The following is an 18,738-nucleotide window of genomic DNA, read 5'->3' on the forward strand; positions in this document are numbered from 1 at the left end:
CAGTACCGCCGAGCCTTGCGATTAGTTCTTAGCACCCTATTCATGTTTAACTTGAACGCTCATTCAAGTTAAACCGCCGGTTTGCTGCCCGCTCACAACAGGAGGCTTGCCTTTGCCGAGTCCGTTATTGATTGCCCTGATTCACCCCCTTGAGGTGCACCTTTCATGAGTGCATCGCCCACCCCCGCCAGCGGTCAGGTCCGCATGAATCCGCCGGTGTTTTACTTCTCGGCGACGTTCATTTTGCTGTTCGGCATCATCGTCATCGCCATGCCTGAACAGGCCGGCGCCTGGCTTCTGGAAGCGCAAAACTGGGCGGCCAACACGGTCGGCTGGTACTACATGCTCGCGATGACCCTGTATCTGGTCTTCGTGGTGGTCACCGCCTTGTCCGGCTACGGCAAGATCAAGCTCGGTGCCGACCACGACGAGCCCGAATTCAGTTATCTGTCCTGGGCCGGCATGCTGTTCGCCGCCGGGATTAGCATCACGCTGTTCTTCTTTTGCGTGTCCGAACCGCTGACCCATTTGGCGCAACCGCCGCAAGGCGAGGCCGGCACGGCGGATGCAGCGCGTCAGGCAATGCAGATTCTGTTTCTGCACTGGGGCCTGCACGGCTGGGGTGTGTTCGCCTTTGTCGGCATGGCGCTGGCCTACTTCGCTTACCGACATAACCTGCCGCTGGCCCTGCGTTCAGCGCTCTATCCGCTGATCGGCAAGCGCATCAACGGCCCCATCGGTTACGCGGTGGACGGCTTCGGCATCATCGCCACGGTGTTCGGTCTCGGTGCCGACATGGGCTTTGGCGTGTTGCACCTCAACTCGGGTCTGGACTACCTGTTCGGCATCGCTCACACCCAGTGGATTCAGGTCGGCCTGATCACGCTGATGATGGGCGCGGCGATCATCGTCGCGGTGTCTGGCGTCGATAAAGGCGTGCGCGTGATGTCCGACATCAACATGCTGCTGGCCTGCGCGTTGCTGCTGTTCGTATTGTTCGCCGGCCCGACTCAGCACCTGCTCAACACCCTGATCCAGAACATCGGCGACTACCTCGGCGCCTTGCCGATGAAGAGTTTCGACCTGTACGCCTACGACAAACCGAGCGACTGGCTGGGCGGCTGGACGGTGTTCTACTGGGCCTGGTGGATCGCATGGTCGCCGTTCGTGGGCCTGTTCATTGCACGGATTTCCCGTGGCCGCACCATCCGCGAATTCGTCTTCGGCGTGCTGTTGATTCCGCTCGGCTTCACCCTGGCGTGGATGTCGATCTTCGGCAACAGCGCCATCGATCAAGTCCTCAACCACGGCATGAGCGCCCTCGGCATGTCGGCCATCGATAACCCATCGATGACCCTCTACTTGCTGCTGGAAACCTACCCGTGGAGCAAAACCGTCATCGCGGTCACGGTGTTCATCAGCTTCGTGTTCTTCGTGACGTCTGCCGACTCCGGCACCGTGGTGCTGTCGACGCTGTCCGCCAAGGGCGGCAATCCCGATGAAGACGGGCCGAAATGGCTGCGAGTGTTCTGGGGCGCAATGACCGCGTTGGTGACCAGTGCGCTGCTGTTCTCCGGCAGCATCGATGCGCTGAAGTCCGCGGTGGTGCTGACCTCGTTGCCGTTCTCGATGATCTTGCTGCTGATGATGTGGGGGCTGCACAAGGCGTTCTACCTGGAGTCGCAGAAGCAGATCGCGCAACTGCATTCCCTGGCGCCGGTGTCCGGATCGCGGCGTGGCGGCTGGCGTCAACGCCTGAGTCAGGCCGTGCATTTCCCGTCACGGGATGAGGTCTACCGCTTCCTCGATACGACGGTGCGACCGGCGATTGAAGAAGTCTCGGCGGTGTTCGTCGAGAAGGGTTTGAACGTGGTCACTCAGCCGGACCCGGCCAACGACAACGTCAGCCTGGAAATCGGTCATGGCGAGGAGCATCCGTTCATCTATCAAGTGCAGATGCGCGGCTATTTCACGCCGTCCTTCGCCCGTGGCGGCATGGGTTCCAAGGAACTCAATAACCGTCGTTATTACCGTGCCGAAGTGCATTTGAGCGAGGGCAGTCAGGACTACGATCTGGTGGGCTACACCAAGGAGCAGATCATCAACGACATCCTTGATCAGTACGAACGGCACCTGCAGTTCTTGCATTTGGTGCGTTGATCGAGAACCGGTGGCGCCGGGCCTTTTCAGGTCTTGGCGCTCAACACCATGAACAGCACCATTGCCGCCACCGGCACGCCGAATACGGCGCTGCCGACCACCAGCTCCGTGCTGAAGGGTTGCCCTGCGTTGACCATGCCGACTGCACCGTTGATCAACGTCAGCGCGAACCACAGTACGACAAAGCTATAGGCCAGGGTCTGGCGGCTGAAACCGATTTTCTCGCCGATGAACAGCATCAGCGCCAGCAGGATCAGGCCGAAGGTGATGATGATCGTGGTGTGCATGGCGTGTGCTCCTGAGATTGCGGCGTCAGTGTGAGCATAGTTAAACCAGCCCGCCATTAACCCGCAAAATCTGCCCGTTGACCCAGCCCGAATCCGGGCCGACCAGGAAGGACACAACGCGGGCGATGTCTTCTGGTTGAGTCAGACGTTCCAGCGGAGGCATCTTGGCGAAGGCCTGGATCTGCTCTTCGCTCTTGCCATGCAGGAACAGATCGGTAGCCACCGGACCGGGGGCCACGGCGTTGACGGTGATGTTGCGCCCGCGCATTTCCTTGGCAAACAACCGACACATGTCGCCACGGGTTCGGGTGTTTGTGGATTGGCTGGGGGAAGTGTTTGCGGGGGCACAGTAGCCGCTGGTCTATAGGGAAATCAGGCCTCTGCACGATAGGCTAATATTTATCAGAGTGTGTATGGTGTGTATTGGAATGGAGCTTCGTCGCGTAGTGTGCGCAGCAGATGCTGCCCACAAGGACGAAGGTGATGCGAAGTCGGGAAATGATCAGGATGATCGAGGAGGATGGTTGGTATCTGGTGGCCGTGAAAGGCAGCCATCATCAGTACAAGCATCTGTGCAAGCCAGGGAGGGTGACGATAAAGCACCCGGACTCGGATCTTCCAAAAGGAACGATCAACAGCATATTGAAACAGGCGGGTCTGAAATGAGGCCCGACACCGGATACGAAAGCCCCGAGCGGGCCACATCACAGGAAGGACTTACCGAAATGAAATTCCCGGTCGTTCTGCACAAGGATGCCGACTCAGAATACGGAGTAATTATCCCGGACGTGCCGGGTTGCTTCTCCGCGGGCGGTACTGTGGCGCAGGCATTTGAAAACGTGAAGGAAGCGCTGTCGTTGCACTACGAAGGCTTGGTGGCCGATGGCGATCCACTGCCGCAGGTGCATGAGATCGACGCTCATCTTGATAACCCTGATTACGCGGGCGGCGTGTGGGGGGTGGTCGAATTTGATATCACGCCTTACTTCGGAAAGTCGGTGCGCTTCAATGCCACACTGCCTGAGCAATTGCTTGAGCGTATTGATCAAACAGTCAGGCGGGATCAGCGGTACAGCTCAAGGTCTGGCTTTTTGGCTGCCGCTGCCCTGCGTGAGTTGTCGGCGTAAATGTTGATCGCTCCTACGCAGAACGTGAGAGCGATCAACTGGCGGCAAAGATGAAATATGTGAAACGTTTCAGCATTTTCTCGAGTCCGAGGATTATCGGCGTTTGTCTGGGCGTATGCTGGGCAACTTGCGAAGCAGTCGATACCAACTTCAAGACAGACAAGAGAGGATTCGATGACCTACACCGCTGCCGAAAACCGCTACGACTCCATCCCTTATCGCCGCGTGGGGCGCAGCGGGCTGGTGCTGCCGGCACTGTCTCTGGGCCTGTGGCACAACTTCGGCGACAGCACGCCGATCGACACCCAGCGTTCGTTGCTGCGTACCGCGTTTGATCTTGGCATCAACCATTTTGACCTGGCCAACAACTACGGCCCGCCGTATGGCAGCGCCGAGATCAATTTCGGTCGTTTGCTGCGTGAAGACTTCAAGCAGTATCGCGACGAACTGATTATCTCCAGCAAGGCCGGTTGGGACATGTGGGCCGGCCCTTATGGCCAAGGCGGCGGTTCGCGCAAATACGTGCTGGCCAGCCTCGATCAGAGCCTGCAGCGCCTGGGCCTGGACTACGTGGACATCTTCTATTCCCACCGCTTCGACCCGGATACCCCGCTGGAAGAAACCGCCAGCGCACTGGCTACTGCGGTGCAGCAGGGCAAGGCGCTGTACATCGGTATCTCCTCGTACTCGGGGGTTAAAACCCGTGAAATGGCCGCGCTGCTGAAAGAGTGGAAAGTGCCGTTGCTTATTCACCAACCGGCTTACAACCTGCTCAATCGATGGGTGGAAAAAGACCTGCTGGACACCACAGATGAACTCGGTACGGGCGTGATTGCGTTTACGCCGCTGGCTCAGGGGTTGTTGACCGACAAGTACCTCAACGGTGTGCCGGCTGATGCGCGGGTCAATCGTCCGGGGGGTGGTTCGTTGCAGGCGGCGCACCTGTCCGAAGCCAACATCGCTCATGTGCGTGCGCTGAATGAGATCGCCAAGCGTCGCGGTCAGAGTCTGGCGCAGCTGGCATTGGCGTGGACGCTACGCGATCCGCGCGTGACGTCGGCGCTGATCGGTGCGAGCCGGCCGGAGCAGATTATCGAGAATGTCGGGGCGTTGAAGAATTTGAGCTTTAGTGCCGAAGAGCTGGCGGAAATTGACCGGTTTGCCCAAGAGGGCGGGGTCAATCTTTGGGAGAAGCCTTCGACGGCTGAGTAAATACTCTTTGCCGGAACTTCTGGCGCCTGTCAGACCGCTATCGCGAGCAAGCTCGCTCCCACAGGGTTTGTGTTCGACGCAGATCCAATGTGGGAGCGAGCTTGCTCGCGATGGGGCCAGAGTAAACAGTAAAGAAGTCAGGGGTTACCGGAAAAACGGCACATCCCCCAACACCGTCGCCCGCTGCATCACCCGCCGAGCCGGCCGGTAATCATCCACGGCGTAATGCTGTGTCACGCGGTTATCCCAAAACGCCACGTCGTCCTTCTGCCAACGCCAGCGGATCGTAAACTCCGGCCGTGTCGCGTGGGCAAACAGAAACTTCAGAATCACCTCGCTTTCGGTTTCCGACAGCTCATTGATCTTCGACGTGAAGCCTTCATTGACGAACAAAGACCGGCGTCCGCTCACCGGATGAGTACGGATCACCGGGTGTGACAGCGGCGGGTTTTTCCTGCGCGCTTCTTCCCACTGAGCCAAGGCTTCCGGCGTGTTGCCATAGCGCTCCAGCGGGAACGAACGAGTGAAATCGTGGGTGGCCGTCAGCCCTTCGAGCAAGTTTTTCATCGGCGCGGACAGCGCTTCATACGCCGCGATACCGCTGGCCCACAGCGTGTCGCCACCAAACTCCGGCAGCAGCTTGGCGCTGAGCACCGCGCCCAGGGCTGGAGTCGGCAGGAAGGTCACGTCGGTGTGCCAGATGGCGTTGTCGCGCACGTCGGTGACGGCGGTGTCGAGGATCAGCACTTCGGGTTGTTCCGGTACATTCGGGTAGATCGGATGAATGTGCAGGTCGCCGAAATTGGCGGCGAAACGTGCCTGTTGCTGCGGTGTGATCGGCTGATCGCGGAAGAACAACACTTGATGTTTGAGCAGCGCCTGCTCGATGGCGTCGCGCTGTTCCAGATTCAGCGGTTGGCTGATGTCGACGCCGCTGATTTGCGCGCCGAGGGCGTAGCTTAAGGGGACGATGGTCAGGTTGCTCATGGTCTTTCTCTTCAATCCGGGGCGCCGAGCTTTTTGTGGGAGCGAGCTTGCTCGCGATTGTGTCAGTCAACATCGCGGTGACTGACACACCGCTATCGCGAGCAAGCTCGCTCCCACATTAAGATCCAAAAATATTCAATGAGCCAGGCCATGCCACGGCACCAGTTTGCGTTGCAGGGCGCGCAAGCCCATCTCCATGGCGAAGGCGATCAGCGCAATCACCAGAATCCCCAGCACCACCACATCGGTGACCAGGAACTGCGCAGCCGACTGCACCATGAAGCCCAAACCACTGGTGGCAGCGATCAGTTCGGCGGCAACCAGCGTCGACCAACCCACACCCAATCCAATCCGCACACCGGTCAAAATGTCCGGCAACGCACTCGGCAGAATCACATGTCGAATCAACTGCGCCCGGGTCGCACCCAAGGACTGTGCCGCGCGCAATTTGGCCGGGTCGACGGTACGCACGCCGGTCGCGGTAGCGATGGCGATCGGGGCGAAGATCGCGAGGTAGATCAGCAAGACTTTCGACAGCTCACCGATACCGCACCAGATCACGATCAGCGGTAGATAAGCCAGCGGTGGGATAGGGCGGTAGAACTCGATCAGCGGATCGAGAATGCCGCGAGCAATGCGGTTGTGGCCGATGGCGATGCCGACAGGCACGGCGGTCAGCACCGCGAAGCCCAGACCCAAGCCGATTCGGCTGAGACTCGCGCCAAGGTGCTGCCACAACGTCGAATCCATGTAGCCGGTGGTCACCAGCAGCCAGCCTTTTTGCAGTACGGCGGAGGGTGGCGGCAGGAACAGCGGTTCGATCATTCCAGTGGCGGTGACGGCCCACCAAATGACCACGAGCGCGACGAGCGTCAGCAGACTTATCAAGCGAGTACTAAGGCTGCGACGAACAGGAATCACCGTCGAGTGCGGTTTGACCGTGACGGCCGGAATCTCATAGCTGCTCATACGGTCTCCTGCCGCTGGGCGGCGCTGCGTTGGGAGAACACTTTGGCGAGCACGTGTTCGCGGGTTTCGATAAAGCGCGGGTCGGACTTGATCGATCGAGCCGACTCCCCAGCGGCATAACGCTGACCGAAATCCAGGCTCAGGCGTTCGACGATTTGCCCAGGATTCGGCGCCAGCAGAATCAGGTCCGTGGCGAGGAACACCGCTTCTTCGATGTCATGGGTAATCAGAAATACCGGTTTTGCGGTGCGCTGCCAGACTTGCAGCAGCAACTCCTGCATCTGTTCGCGGGTGAAGGCATCGAGGGCGCCGAAGGGTTCGTCCATCAGCAAAACGCGTGGATCGGCAGCGAGGGCACGGGCCAGACCGACACGTTGCTTCTGGCCGCCCGAGAGTTGCCAGATTCGGCGGTTTTCGAAACCGGAAAGGTCCACCAAAGCGAGCATTTCCCGAGCGCGCAGTTCACGTTTTTCCCGCGCAATGCCGGCCAGTTCCAGACCGAAACCGACATTGGCCAGCACGTCCTGCCAGGGCAGCAGGGCATCGTCCTGGAACACCACGCCGCGTTCGGCGCTCGGGCCTTTGACCGGCACGCCATCAAGGGTGATGCGCCCGGCGCTAGGCTCGACGAAACCGGCAATCAGGTTCAACAGCGAAGTCTTGCCACTGCCGGACGGGCCGAGGGCGACCAGCAATTGCTGGGGCCCAAGGCTCAAGGAAATATCCGCCAGTACCGGTTCGGCGGCGCCGGGGTACTGTGCGCTGATGCGCTCCAGCTGAAGCAAAGCCATCGCGGTTAACTCCGATCAGTTGGTGATGTACTTGGCGCTGACATACGGGGCGTAATCCGGCAGCACGGCTTCAACCTTGCCTTGTTCTTTCAGGAACGCGGCGGTGTCGGTTATGGCCTTGGTGGTCGGCGCGCCGAGGGTGATCACCTGATCAGCCGCCAGTGGGAAGACGTTGCCTTGCAGCAGCAATGGAATGTCGCTGGCCTTGGCGCCGGAGAGTTTCACCAGCTTGTCGACGTTGGATTGGTTGGCGAGCCAGGCTTTCGGGTCTTTGCGGTAGTCGGCGTAGGCATCGAGGGTCACTTTGGCGAACGCGGTGACGATTTCCGGGTGCTTCTCGGCGAAGTCTTTACGCACGATCCACGCATCGAAAGTCGGCGCGCCAAACTTGGCCAGTTCACCGGAAGTGATCAGCACTTTGCCGTTTTCCTTGGCGACACCGAGGGCTGGGTCCCACACGTAAGTGGCGTCGATGTCGCCGCGTTTCCACGCAGCAATGATGGCTGGCGGGGCAAGGTTGAGGACGGTGACTTTCGATGGGTCGATGTTCCAGTGCTTCAGCGCGGCCAGCAGGCTGTAGTGGCCGGTGGAAACGAACGGCACGGCGATTTTCTTGCCGATCAGGTCTTGTGGGGTTTTGATCCCGGAACCGTCGCGGGCAACCAGGGCTTCGGCGGCGCCGATCTGCGTGGCGATGAGGAAGGTTTCTACCGGGACTTTGCGAGTGATTGCCGCCGTCAGGGGGCTGGAACCGAGGTAACCGATCTGCACGTCGCCGGAAGCGATGGCGGCGATGATATCGGCGCCGTTGTCGAATTTGCGCCAGTCGATTTTGGCGTTGGTGGCTTTTTCGTACGCGCCGTCGGCTTGGGCGACTTTCGCCGGGTCTACGGTGGTCTGGTAGGCGACGGTGACGTCAGCCGCCTGGGCAAAGAAACTCACCGCAGCCAGAGACGCGGCCGCCAGGAGGCGAAGGGGGAAAGTCAGTTTCATTGAGAAGCTCCTTGTCAGGCGACCGAGAGTCGGCGTGAAAAGGAGACTAAATGATATAAGAATCCGAAAATAAATAACTTTTTCGAATGAGCTTATGAGCGGAATATTCTAAAGGATCAAAAGATCGCAGCCTTCGGCAGCTCCTACAAAGGTAGCCTGTGGATCCGAAATTGCGTGGTGCGGGCAAAAAAAATCGCAACCCTGGCACCGTCCCGTAGGAGCTGCCGAAGGCTGCGATCTTTTGACAGGCGCCGCTTAGTTGCTGATGGCCAGAATGCTCGCCTGATACGACCCGACAAACACATCGAAATCGCCGACTTCGTTCTGCTCCAGCTCAATCTGCTCAGCCAGCGACGAACGTGCCCGGTCTTCAAATTTCGCCTGGTCTTCGCTTGAAAGCGGCTCGCTGCGGAAAAACTCCGCATGTGCCTGGCTCTGACGCAGGGAGAACTGAGCGAAGCTCTCCTTGTGCTCAGCCATCGCCGCCAGCACCTGGGCCGATGGCGTCAGCGAAGGGTCCTTGACCTTGGCCAGTTGCGCATCCAGCGCCTTGCTATGTGCATCGCCGCCATGACTCTGATCCAGCATCGCCGCCAGGGGTGCAATCTTCTCCAGCAACTCGCCGGCCCACTCTTTCAGGTCCACCGGATGACCGTCGCGTTGCAATTGCAGGCCCGGACGGCGACCTTCCTTGACCACGCTGAGGAAGTTCGAGGTCGCATTGCCGCACGAGGTATTGGTCAGCAGCGGGCTGTCGTTCAGCGCGCAGTACAACAGGAATGCGTCGAGGAACCGCGACTGCGGCAGGTCGATGCCCATCGGCAGGAACGGGTTGATGTCCAGGCAACGCACTTCAACGTACTGAATGCCACGGGCCACCAGCGCCTGAATCGGCCGTTCGCCGGTGTAGGTCACGCGTTTCGGGCGGATGTTGGAGTAGTACTCGTTTTCGATCTGCAGGATGTTGGTGTTGAGCTGAACCCACTCACCGTCCTGATGCGTGCCGATTTCGACGTACGGCGCGTAAGGCGTCGCGACCGCTTTGCGCAGGCTGTCGGTGTAGCTGGCCAGATCGTTGTAGCACGGCGTCAGACCAGCCTGGGCGTTGCTCTGGTAACCCAGATCGCTCATGCGCAGGCTGGTGGCGTACGGCAAATACAAGGTGTCCGGATCCAGTTGTTCCAACTGATGCGAGCGACCACGCAGGAAACCGGCGTCCAGCGCAGGCGAAGCACCGAACAGGTACATCAGCAGCCAGCTGTAGCGACGGAAGTTACGGATCAGCGCGATGTAGGCCGACGACTGATAGTCGCGGTCGGTGCCGACAAAGCCTTCAGCCTCTTTAAGCAGTGGCCAGAGCTTTTCCGGCAGGGAAAAGTTGTAGTGAATCCCGGCAATGCACTGCATGGTCTTGCCGTAGCGCAGGGCCAGGCCCTTGCGGTAGACGTACTTGAGCTGACCGATGTTGGAGGTGCCGTAGTAGGCAATCGGGATGTCTTCCTCGGCCGGCAACGGGCACGGCATCGATGGACTCCACAGGTACTCGTTGCCGAGCTTGCTGTAGGCAAAACGGTGGATCTTGTCCAGGCTCGCCAGCGTATCCGCCGGGTCGGGCAGGGCAGGCGTGATGAACTCCAGCAGCGACTCGGAATAGTCGGTGGTGATTTGTTCGTTGGTCAGCGCGGAACCCAATTCTTCCGGGTGCGGCGTTTGCGCCAGGCGACCTTCGCCGGTCACGCGCAGGCATTCACGTTCGATGCCGTGAAGGCACTGTTCGAGCAGAGAGAGGTTAGCGCGCTCGCCGAGCAGAGCCAGGCGGCGGTTGAGAAGTTCGCTCAAGTTGGATTCCTTCACGCGTCAGTCGCCCCAATATGGGGGTGGGCAAGACGGTCTACAAGGGTGAAGTTGAAACTGGCGTTTTCGCCTGGTTTTTGAGCAGCACAGGCCAATGTCAGTTAGCCGAGTCGCCACAATCCCTGTGGGAGCGGGCTTGCTCGCGATGGCGGCGCATCAGACGACATAGATGTTGACTGACACGCCCTCATCGCGAGCAAGCTCGCTCTCACAGGTTTCTTAGCGCCGAAATTAACTCAAATTGATGATCACTAGCTACAGGACAGCGAACGTGCCTTGTGCTTTTGCGACGAGTTTGTCGCCTTGCATCACGTCGGCTTCGACCACCAGCGTGCGCCGGCCCGGGTGAATCACCCGCGCCGTGCACATCACTTCACCGTCTGCGACGGCGCGAATGTAGTTGATCTTGCACTCGATGGTTGCGCTCTGCTGGTCAAAGCCGTGGGTGCTGGAACAGGCCAGCCCCATGGCAATGTCCACCAGGCTGAACAAGGCCCCGCCGTGCAGCTTGCCGCCGCGATTGCGCAGTTCTGGCGCAAGCCCGAGGGCGACTTGCGCCACCCCGGTCTCCAGACTGTGCAAGCGACACCCCAGCAACTTGAAAAAAGCGCTTTCGGTCAGCCCGGCCGGGATGTCCATCAGCGTTTCTTCAACTGCTTGGCGTTGGCGAACAGCGAAGCCATGGCGTTGTTGGCCGGAGCCGCCGCCGTGGTTTCTTTACGCGGCGCGGTGTTCTGGGACTGGCGTGGCGCCGAACCCGGACGCGCACCACGGGCACCGTCGATTTTCTCGCCCGGCGTGTCGCTCATGCGCATCGACAGGCCAACGCGTTTGCGCGGGATGTCGACTTCCATGACCTTCACTTTCACCACGTCACCGGCCTTCACCGCTTCACGCGGATCCTTGATGAACTTCTCCGAAAGCGCAGAGATGTGCACCAAACCGTCTTGATGCACGCCGATGTCGACGAAAGCACCGAAGTTGGTCACGTTGGTCACCACGCCTTCGAGGATCATGCCCAGCTGCAGGTCCTTGAGGTCTTCGACGCCTTCCTGGAACTCGGCGGTCTTGAATTCGGGACGTGGATCGCGGCCAGGTTTTTCCAGCTCTTGCAGGATGTCGGTGACCGTTGGCAGACCGAAGGTTTCGTCGGTGTACTTTTTCGGATCAAGACGCTTGAGGAAGCTGGCGTCGCCGATCAGCGAGCGAATATCGCGGTCAGTCTCAGCGGCGATGCGCTGGACCAGCGGATAGGCTTCCGGGTGAACCGCAGACGAATCCAACGGGTTGTCACCGTTCATGACGCGCAGGAAGCCAGCGGCCTGTTCGAAGGTTTTCTCGCCCAGACGAGCGACTTTCTTCAACGCCGCACGGGTTTTGAAGGCGCCGTGCTCGTCGCGGTGGCTGACGATGTTTTGCGCCAGGGTCGCGTTGAGGCCGGAGATGCGGGCCAGCAGCGCCACGGAGGCGGTGTTCACGTCCACGCCCACGGCGTTCACGCAGTCTTCGACCACAGCGTCCAGGCCGCGCGCCAGTTTCAGCTGCGACACGTCGTGCTGGTACTGGCCGACGCCGATGGATTTCGGATCGATCTTCACCAGCTCAGCCAGTGGATCCTGCAGGCGACGGGCAATCGACACCGCGCCACGGATCGACACGTCGAGGTCCGGGAATTCTTTGGAAGCCAGTTCCGACGCCGAGTAAACCGATGCGCCGGCCTCGGAGACCATGACTTTGGTCATCTTCATGGCTGGGTATTTTTTGATCAGCTCAGCGGCCAGCTTGTCGGTTTCACGGCTGGCGGTGCCGTTGCCGATGGCGATCAGGTCCACGGCATGCTTGGCGCAAAGGGCAGCCAGAATCGCGATGGTCTGATCCCATTTGTTGTGCGGCACGTGCGGGTAAACCGTGGCGTGATCCAGCAGTTTGCCGGTGGAATCGACCACGGCCACCTTGCAACCGGTGCGCAGGCCCGGGTCGAGGCCCAATGTGGCACGCGGGCCAGCCGGCGCCGACAGCAGCAAGTCGTGCAGGTTATGGGCGAACACGTTGATTGCTTCGGTTTCTGCACCGTCGCGCAGTTCGCCCAGCAGGTCGGTTTCGAGGTGGGTGTAGAGCTTGACCTTCCAGGTCCAGCGCACCACTTCGCCCAGCCATTTGTCGGCGGCGCGGTTCTGGTTCTGAATGCCGAATTGCTGGCCGATCATGCCTTCGCACGGGTGCATGGCGCCCGGCAGTTCGTCGCCGACTTTCAGCGCCGAACTCAGAATGCCTTCGTTGCGACCACGGAAAATTGCGAGCGCGCGGTGCGACGGCATGCTTTTCAGCGGTTCATCGTGTTCGAAGTAGTCGCGGAACTTGGAGCCTTCCTCTTCTTTGCCGGCGATGACGCGGGCGCTGAGGGTGGCTTCCTGCTTGAGGTAGCTGCGCAGCTTGTCCAGCAGGCCGGCGTCTTCGGCGAAGCGCTCCATGAGGATGTATTTGGCGCCTTCGAGGGCAGCCTTCACATCGGCGACGCCTTTTTCGGCATCGACGAAGCGCGCGGCTTCAGCGTCTGGCGTCAGGCTCGGGTCGTTGAACAGGCCGTCGGCCAGCTCGCCGAGGCCGGCTTCCAGGGCGATCTGGCCCTTGGTGCGGCGCTTCTGCTTGTACGGCAGGTACAAGTCTTCGAGGCGGGTTTTGGTGTCGGCGAGCTTAATGTCGCGTTCAAGTTGCGGGGTCAGCTTGCCTTGTTCCTGGATGCTGGCAAGGATGCTGATACGCCGTTCGTCGAGTTCTCGCAGGTAGCGCAGACGCTCTTCCAGATGACGCAACTGGATGTCATCGAGGCTGCCGGTCACTTCTTTCCGGTAACGGGCGATGAAGGGCACCGTGGAGCCTTCATCGAGTAGCGCGACGGCCGCTTCGACCTGTTGTGGGCGTACACCGAGTTCCTCGGCGATGCGGCTGTTGATGCTGTCCATAAAACCACCTGACAAATTGTGAAAGCAGGCTCGCAGGCGCAGAGTTAAGGGCTCGGCGAGTCTGGTTGAGCGGCCTGGCCTGCGCCGCTACCTGGATCAACAGGTATCCCGTTGACCCGTGAAATCGAACAATTACTGCCGGCGCCATGAAAATAAAAAACGGCCACCTACAGTAATGATCAGACGTTGCCTGACACAAAAGGCCGCGCATTATAACCAGCGTTCTGTCATTCGGGGGCATCGCAGGCTGTAGGCAGAAAGGCCTGATTTCTGGCGATCAAGGAAAAATCTGCTAACAATGCACACGGTGCGTATAACGGCAGCTACGCCATAATGCGCGCCGAGATCAAAGGAGCATCTAATGAGCAGCACTGCAAACATTGCTGAAGGCGAAAAAATTCTTATTGTTGACGACGATCCAGGGCTGAGCAGCCTGCTGGAACGTTTTTTTGTCAGCAAGGGCTACCGCGCCCGCGCCGTGCCGAACACTGAACAAATGGATCGCCTGCTGGCGCGTGAAGTGTTCAACCTGGTCGTCCTCGACCTGATGCTGCCCGGCGAAGATGGTTTGACCGCTTGCCGCCGCCTGCGCACCGCGAACAATCAGATCCCGATCATCATGCTGACCGCCAAGGGCGATGAGCTGAGCCGCATCAAGGGCTTGGAGCTGGGCGCCGACGATTACCTGGCCAAGCCGTTCAACCCGGACGAGCTGATGGCTCGCGTCAAAGCCGTCCTGCGTCGTCAGTCGGCTCCAGTACCGGGCGCTCCGGGCAGCGAAGACGAAAGCGTGACCTTCGGTGACTACGAACTGTCCCTGGCCACCCGCGAGCTCAAACGCGGCGACGAAGTGCACATGCTCACCACCGGTGAGTTTGCGGTGCTCAAGGCGTTGGTCATGAACGCCCGTCAGCCGCTGACCCGCGACAAGCTGATGAATCTGGCCCGTGGTCGCGAGTGGGACGCCCTGGAGCGCTCCATCGACGTACAGATTTCCCGTCTGCGCCGGATGATCGAGCCCGATCCGTCCAAGCCGCGTTACATCCAGACAGTCTGGGGCGTGGGTTACGTGTTCGTTCCGGATGGCGCCGCCACCAAGTGATCGGTGATTTGTAGGAGCGGGTCTTGCGGGCAACGGGTCAGATGACCTTGCTCGCAGACTCGCGATCCGCAATATGCGAGCATCGCTCGCTCCTGCAAGTGTTTAGCGGTTATCCATGAAAACCCCCATTTGGTTCCCCCAGAGTTTCTTCTCCCGCACCCTTTGGCTGGTGCTGATCGTCGTCCTGTTCTCCAAGGCGCTGACCCTGGTTTATCTGTTGATGAACGAAGACGTGCTGGTGGACCGCCAATACAGCCACGGCGTCGCCCTGACGCTACGCGCTTATTGGGCGGCCGATGAAGAAAACCGCACGAAGATTGCCGATGCCGCGACCCTGATCCGGGTAGTGGGCGCTGGCGTGCCGGAAGGTGAGCAACACTGGCCTTACAGCGAGATCTATCAGCGGCAGATGCAAGCGGAGCTGGGTGCCGACACCGAAGTCCGATTGCGTATGCACTCGCCGCCGGCCCTGTGGGTTCGGGCGCCAAGTCTGGGTGATGGCTGGCTGAAAGTGCCGCTTTACCCGCATCCGTTGCGCGGCCAGAAAATCTGGAACGTGCTCGGCTGGTTCCTCGCTATCGGTCTGCTGTCCACCGCCTCGGCGTGGATCTTCGTCAGCCAGCTCAATCAACCATTGAAACGTCTGGTCTATGCCGCAAGGCAACTCGGCCAGGGTCGCAGTGTGCGCCTGCCGATCAGCGACACGCCGAGTGAAATGACCGAGGTTTACCGCGCCTTCAATCAGATGGCCGAAGACGTCGAACAGGCCGGCCGCGAGCGCGAGTTGATGCTGGCCGGGGTGTCCCACGACCTGCGTACACCGTTGACCCGGTTACGGCTATCTCTGGAGTTGATGGGCGACCACAGCGACCTGACGGATGACATGGTCCGTGACATCGAAGACATGGACGCGATTCTCGACCAGTTCCTGGCGTTCATTCGCGATGGTCGCGACGAGTCGGTGGAAGAGGTAGACCTGAGCGATCTGGTGCGCGAAGTCGCAGCGCCGTACAACCAGAATGAAGAGAAAGTGCGACTGCGCCTGGAGCCGATTCAGCCATTTCCGTTGCGTCGGGTGTCGATGAAGCGGTTGCTGAACAACCTGATTGGCAATGCCCTGCATCACGCGGGCAGCGGGGTTGAGGTGGCGGCTTATGTGTCCGGGGATACCAGCGCGCCGTATGTGGTGCTGAGTGTCATGGACCGTGGGGCGGGGATTGATCCGTCGGAGCTGGAGGCGATTTTCAACCCGTTTACTCGGGGTGATCGTGCCCGGGGCGGGAAGGGGACCGGGTTGGGCTTGGCGATCGTGAAGCGGATTGCTTCGATGCATGGGGGGAATGTTGAGCTGCGTAACCGTTCGGGTGGCGGGCTGGAAGCGCGGGTGCGGTTGCCGCTTGGGTTGATGTTGCCTAGAGATGCGGTGTAGCCAAGAGCCACCCCTCACTGTAGAGACCGGTACATCCTTTACACATTTGACCGGGTACATCGTTTACACATTTAACAGGCTTGATACGCGTTTGGCACCGCGTTCAAGCCTGCCTAAAGGGAAAGAGCAAAGGTACAACTCCCACACGCCATCAGCCACTTCCTTCAGCGCGACGTGCTCGTCGATCAGTGCCTCGCCCAGAAAGATCAGGGCCCCTTGCCACTTGATCTCACCATTCTTGCGCACCCGCCGTACTTCGACGTCGGCCCCGTATTCGACCGCCGGCAAATAGCCTGGATAAGGTCTGAGTGACGGGCGATAGATATCCGCTGGCGTCTTCATCTCCAGCGCCGTATGAGGCCGTGCGTGATTGAAATCCTGTACGAAGTCCTCAAAGGCAAGCTGCTGACGCAGCAGGTTTTCTGCCGGCGGCCTGAGCACGGCAGCCTTTAGCGTGCGGTGCATGCGTTCATGCCGACCGTTCTGATCCGGGCGTCCTGGCTTGATTGTTTCGGGGTGGACACCATGCCTGATGAACCAGACGGACAGCCTGGAGAGGCGGGCCAAGCCTGTCGACGCAAATGGCGCGCCGTTATCGGTGCGGATCACATCAGGCATGCCGAACTCCCGGAACGCCCACTCGAAGCCCTGACGCGTAGGTTCACCGTGGGTGCTGGGAAGCGCCCGGCATTCCAGAAGATAGCGACTGGCATGGTCGGTGATGGTCAGCGGATAGCACCAGTGGCCGTCCTGGGTTTTGAATTGCCCTTTGAAATCGGCGCACCAGGTTTGATTGGGTTCGTCGGCCTGACGTAGATGCACGGGCCCATGCGGACGGGGCTGGCGCAGCCGTCGAGGAATCACCAGACCGGCCTTTTTCAGCCACTCTCCAGCGGTGCTGGCAGCCGGCCAAGCGATCTGCGGCTGCGCATTGCGCAGGCGCTGGATCAGTTGCTTCGGCCCGCGATCCGGGTGCTCGCTTTTCTTCGCAAGCAACGTGGCAATGATTTCATCGCGGGTTTGGTGCGGACAGCTCAGCGGTTTTCGCGAGCGCTCTTTCAAGCCATCTACGCCGCAGGTTGCATACCGATCAAGCCACTTATCGACCGTCGGACGGCTAACGCCATATCGTCGACTCAGTTGGCTCTTGCTGTAACTGCCGCTAAGCCAGTCATGGATTAATTTCACTCGCTGATCCATCGGGGACTCTCGATTCCAGGGCATGGTCAGTACCTCCTGACCATGATTGATACCTGTAAACCATGTCCCCGGTCTCAAACGTAAAGGATGTACCCGGTTTTTACCCACCCCAGCCCTCTCCCCATAGGGGAGAGGGGGAAAGGGGGCAGATCTCCATGCTTTTCAAAACCTGAGTTCGACTCGGAATCTCAGGTCGATGTATAGCGAAAGCCACCTCGGTCAGTCCCCTCTACCCTCTGGGGAGAGGGTTAGGGTGAGGGGGCTCTTGGCTTTAGCCCTTGCCTTTGGTGCGCGTCATATTCGGCCCACCATTCTTCTCCAGATGCTCAATGATGATCCCCGCCACGTTCTTGCTGGTGGTGGTTTCAATCCCCTCCAGCCCTGGCGAAGAATTCACTTCCATCACCAGCGGCCCGTGATTGGAACGCAAGATATCCACACCCGCCACCGCCAACCCCATGACCTTCGCCGCACGCAATGCCGTCATGCGTTCTTCCGGCGTGATCTTGATCAGGCTGGCGGTGCCACCACGATGCAGGTTGGAGCGAAACTCCCCAGGCTTGGCTTGGCGCTTCATCGCCGCGATCACCTTGTCGCCCACCACGAAGCAGCGAATGTCTGCCCCGCCGGCTTCCTTGATGTATTCCTGAACCATGATGTTCTGCTTCAGGCCCATGAACGCCTCGATCACCGACTCGGCCGCTGTCGCCGTTTCACACATCACCACGCCGATGCCCTGAGTGCCTTCCAGCACCTTGATCACCAGCGGCGCGCCATTGACCATCTCGATCAAGTCGGGAATGTCGTCCGGGGAGTGCGCAAAACCAGTGACCGGCAAACCAATTCCCCGGCGCGACAGCAATTGCAGGGACCGCAGTTTGTCCCGCGAGCGGGCGATGGCCACCGATTCATTGAGTGGAAAAACGCCCATCATTTCGAACTGGCGCAACACCGCGCAGCCATAGAACGTCACCGACGCGCCGATCCGCGGGATCACCGCATCGAAACCTTCCAGCGGCTTGCCGCGGTAATGGATCTGCGGCTTGTGGCTGGCGATGTTCATGTAGGCGCGCAGGGTGTCGATCACCACCATTTCATGGCCACGCTCAGTACCGGCTTCGACCAGACGACGAGTGGAATACAGACGCGGGTTCCGCGACAGCACAGCGATCTTCATGCAACACCTGTGGAGGAGGTAGATACCGGGAACACCGGCTTGTCTTGAACATATTTAATACCCGGATTGACCACCAACTGGCCGTCGATCAGGGCTTTGGAACCGAGTAACAGGCGATAACGCATGGACTTGCGGCAGGCGAGGGTGAACTCGACCCGCCAGACCCGATCACCGAGCGCCAGGGTGGTGCTGACCACGTAACGCATCTGCGCGTGGCCGTTGGAGCTTTTGATAGTTTTCATCGTCACCAGCGGTGCTTCGCAGCGCCGGTGACGCAGTTGCACCACCGTGCCCAAGTGAGCAGTAAAGCGCACCCACTGCTCCCCGTCGCGCTCGAACGGCTCGATATCGGTGGCATGCAGGCTGGAGGTGCTGGCGCCGGTGTCGATTTTTGCGCGCAGGCCCGCGACTCCCAAATCCGGGAGCGCCACCCACTCGCGCAGACCGACAACGGTCAAATGGTCAAATGTCTTCAATAGGAATAAAC

Annotated in this window: 17 protein-coding genes and 1 pseudogene; 6 read left to right on the top strand and 12 right to left on the bottom strand. The window is 59.8% G+C overall.

Annotation, left to right across the window (positions count from 1 at the left end):
• Window positions 1-204 precede the first annotated feature (204 nt).
• Complete coding sequence (gene betT / locus ACA079_RS01055) at window positions 205-2,160, top strand: choline transporter BetT (protein ID WP_166793821.1); 1,956 nt, start codon at window positions 205-207, stop codon at window positions 2,158-2,160.
• A gap of 26 nt (window positions 2,161-2,186) precedes the next feature.
• On the opposite strand, the gene ACA079_RS01060 is transcribed toward betT, so the two are convergent.
• Both ACA079_RS01060 and ACA079_RS01065 read right to left on the bottom strand, forming a co-directional pair.
• Entirely contained in the window at window positions 2,187-2,447 is a 261-nt protein-coding gene (locus ACA079_RS01060; RefSeq protein WP_497702293.1) for a hypothetical protein, read from the bottom strand.
• Between the two features lie 40 nt (window positions 2,448-2,487).
• A pseudogene (locus ACA079_RS01065) lies at window positions 2,488-2,739 on the bottom strand (SDR family oxidoreductase); the annotation flags it as partial.
• A 191-nt stretch (window positions 2,740-2,930) separates the two neighbouring features.
• Here ACA079_RS01065 and ACA079_RS01070 point away from each other — a divergent pair.
• The 3 genes from ACA079_RS01070 to mgrA all read left to right on the top strand — a co-directional run bounded on the left by ACA079_RS01070 (window position 2,931) and on the right by mgrA (window position 4,786).
• The gene (locus ACA079_RS01070; RefSeq protein WP_309676139.1) at window positions 2,931-3,113 is read left to right on the top strand and encodes a type II toxin-antitoxin system HicA family toxin; all 183 of its coding nucleotides are present in this window, start codon (window positions 2,931-2,933) and stop codon (window positions 3,111-3,113) included.
• Complete coding sequence (locus ACA079_RS01075) at window positions 3,110-3,574, top strand: type II toxin-antitoxin system HicB family antitoxin (protein WP_192409809.1); 465 nt, start codon at window positions 3,110-3,112, stop codon at window positions 3,572-3,574. The genes ACA079_RS01070 and ACA079_RS01075 overlap by 4 nt, the downstream gene beginning before the upstream one ends.
• A 174-nt stretch (window positions 3,575-3,748) precedes the next feature.
• Window positions 3,749-4,786 carry an L-glyceraldehyde 3-phosphate reductase gene (gene mgrA / locus ACA079_RS01080; RefSeq protein ID WP_282483092.1) on the top strand — a complete coding sequence of 346 codons (1,038 nt, stop codon included), beginning with the start codon at window positions 3,749-3,751 and terminating at the stop codon, window positions 4,784-4,786.
• Between the two features lie 144 nt (window positions 4,787-4,930).
• Here the strand turns inward: mgrA and tauD are convergent, their stop codons facing one another.
• The 7 genes from tauD to ACA079_RS01115 all read right to left on the bottom strand — a co-directional run bounded on the left by tauD (window position 4,931) and on the right by ACA079_RS01115 (window position 13,343).
• Entirely contained in the window at window positions 4,931-5,773 is an 843-nt protein-coding gene (gene tauD, locus ACA079_RS01085) for a taurine dioxygenase (RefSeq protein ID WP_497702294.1), read from the bottom strand.
• 135 nt (window positions 5,774-5,908) lie between these two features.
• Complete coding sequence (gene tauC / locus ACA079_RS01090; RefSeq protein ID WP_497702295.1) at window positions 5,909-6,742, bottom strand: taurine ABC transporter permease TauC; 834 nt, start codon at window positions 6,740-6,742, stop codon at window positions 5,909-5,911.
• On the bottom strand, window positions 6,739-7,533 hold the full coding sequence (gene tauB / locus ACA079_RS01095) for a taurine ABC transporter ATP-binding subunit (RefSeq protein ID WP_056745614.1): 795 nt from the start codon (window positions 7,531-7,533) through the stop codon (window positions 6,739-6,741). The genes tauC and tauB overlap by 4 nt, the downstream gene beginning before the upstream one ends.
• A gap of 15 nt (window positions 7,534-7,548) precedes the next feature.
• Window positions 7,549-8,526, bottom strand: a complete 978-nt coding sequence (tauA, locus tag ACA079_RS01100) for a taurine ABC transporter substrate-binding protein (protein ID WP_008149275.1) — start codon at window positions 8,524-8,526, stop codon at window positions 7,549-7,551.
• Between the two features lie 255 nt (window positions 8,527-8,781).
• On the bottom strand, window positions 8,782-10,365 hold the full coding sequence (gene gshA, locus ACA079_RS01105) for a glutamate--cysteine ligase (RefSeq protein WP_497702296.1): 1,584 nt from the start codon (window positions 10,363-10,365) through the stop codon (window positions 8,782-8,784).
• Between the two features lie 270 nt (window positions 10,366-10,635).
• Window positions 10,636-11,019, bottom strand: a complete 384-nt coding sequence (locus ACA079_RS01110) for a PaaI family thioesterase (protein ID WP_008149280.1) — start codon at window positions 11,017-11,019, stop codon at window positions 10,636-10,638.
• Complete coding sequence (locus ACA079_RS01115) at window positions 11,019-13,343, bottom strand: Tex family protein (RefSeq protein WP_497702297.1); 2,325 nt, start codon at window positions 13,341-13,343, stop codon at window positions 11,019-11,021. Before ACA079_RS01115 ends, ACA079_RS01110 begins: the two co-directional genes overlap by 1 nt.
• A gap of 361 nt (window positions 13,344-13,704) precedes the next feature.
• Here ACA079_RS01115 and ompR point away from each other — a divergent pair, with 361 nt between their 5' ends.
• A complete protein-coding gene (gene ompR, locus ACA079_RS01120; RefSeq protein WP_008149284.1) occupies window positions 13,705-14,445 on the top strand; it encodes an osmolarity response regulator transcription factor OmpR in 741 nt (246 codons plus the stop codon).
• Window positions 14,446-14,560: 115 nt separating this feature from the next.
• Entirely contained in the window at window positions 14,561-15,874 is a 1,314-nt protein-coding gene (locus ACA079_RS01125; protein ID WP_497702298.1) for an ATP-binding protein, read from the top strand.
• A gap of 63 nt (window positions 15,875-15,937) precedes the next feature.
• On the opposite strand, the gene ACA079_RS01130 is transcribed toward ACA079_RS01125, so the two are convergent.
• The 3 genes from ACA079_RS01130 to rimB all read right to left on the bottom strand — a co-directional run bounded on the left by ACA079_RS01130 (window position 15,938) and on the right by rimB (window position 18,727).
• Window positions 15,938-17,098, bottom strand: coding sequence for an integrase core domain-containing protein (locus tag ACA079_RS01130; RefSeq protein ID WP_497701980.1), 1,161 nt, complete (start codon window positions 17,096-17,098; stop codon window positions 15,938-15,940).
• 247 nt (window positions 17,099-17,345) lie between these two features.
• Entirely contained in the window at window positions 17,346-18,251 is a 906-nt protein-coding gene (rimK, locus tag ACA079_RS01135; protein WP_134419496.1) for a 30S ribosomal protein S6--L-glutamate ligase, read from the bottom strand.
• Entirely contained in the window at window positions 18,248-18,727 is a 480-nt protein-coding gene (gene rimB / locus ACA079_RS01140) for a retropepsin-like aspartic endopeptidase RimB (RefSeq protein ID WP_008149289.1), read from the bottom strand. Before rimB ends, rimK begins: the two co-directional genes overlap by 4 nt.
• Between the last annotated feature and the right edge of the window lie 11 nt (window positions 18,728-18,738).

The organism is Pseudomonas sp. LBUM1645, from assembly GCF_059716185.1.

Coding starts and splice junctions, on each gene's coding strand:
- betT (WP_166793821.1), top strand. CDS start 205: ATGAATCCGCCGGTGTTTTACTTCTCGGCGACGTTCATTTTGCTGTTC.
- ACA079_RS01060 (WP_497702293.1), bottom strand. CDS start 2,447: ATGCACACCACGATCATCATCACCTTCGGCCTGATCCTGCTGGCGCTG.
- ACA079_RS01070 (WP_309676139.1), top strand. CDS start 2,931: ATGCGAAGTCGGGAAATGATCAGGATGATCGAGGAGGATGGTTGGTAT.
- ACA079_RS01075 (WP_192409809.1), top strand. CDS start 3,110: ATGAGGCCCGACACCGGATACGAAAGCCCCGAGCGGGCCACATCACAG.
- mgrA (WP_282483092.1), top strand. CDS start 3,749: ATGACCTACACCGCTGCCGAAAACCGCTACGACTCCATCCCTTATCGC.
- tauD (WP_497702294.1), bottom strand. CDS start 5,773: ATGAGCAACCTGACCATCGTCCCCTTAAGCTACGCCCTCGGCGCGCAA.
- tauC (WP_497702295.1), bottom strand. CDS start 6,742: ATGAGCAGCTATGAGATTCCGGCCGTCACGGTCAAACCGCACTCGACG.
- tauB (WP_056745614.1), bottom strand. CDS start 7,533: ATGGCTTTGCTTCAGCTGGAGCGCATCAGCGCACAGTACCCCGGCGCC.
- tauA (WP_008149275.1), bottom strand. CDS start 8,526: ATGAAACTGACTTTCCCCCTTCGCCTCCTGGCGGCCGCGTCTCTGGCT.
- ACA079_RS01110 (WP_008149280.1), bottom strand. CDS start 11,019: ATGGACATCCCGGCCGGGCTGACCGAAAGCGCTTTTTTCAAGTTGCTG.
- ACA079_RS01115 (WP_497702297.1), bottom strand. CDS start 13,343: ATGGACAGCATCAACAGCCGCATCGCCGAGGAACTCGGTGTACGCCCA.
- ompR (WP_008149284.1), top strand. CDS start 13,705: ATGAGCAGCACTGCAAACATTGCTGAAGGCGAAAAAATTCTTATTGTT.
- ACA079_RS01125 (WP_497702298.1), top strand. CDS start 14,561: ATGAAAACCCCCATTTGGTTCCCCCAGAGTTTCTTCTCCCGCACCCTT.
- ACA079_RS01130 (WP_497701980.1), bottom strand. CDS start 17,098: ATGCCCTGGAATCGAGAGTCCCCGATGGATCAGCGAGTGAAATTAATC.
- rimK (WP_134419496.1), bottom strand. CDS start 18,251: ATGAAGATCGCTGTGCTGTCGCGGAACCCGCGTCTGTATTCCACTCGT.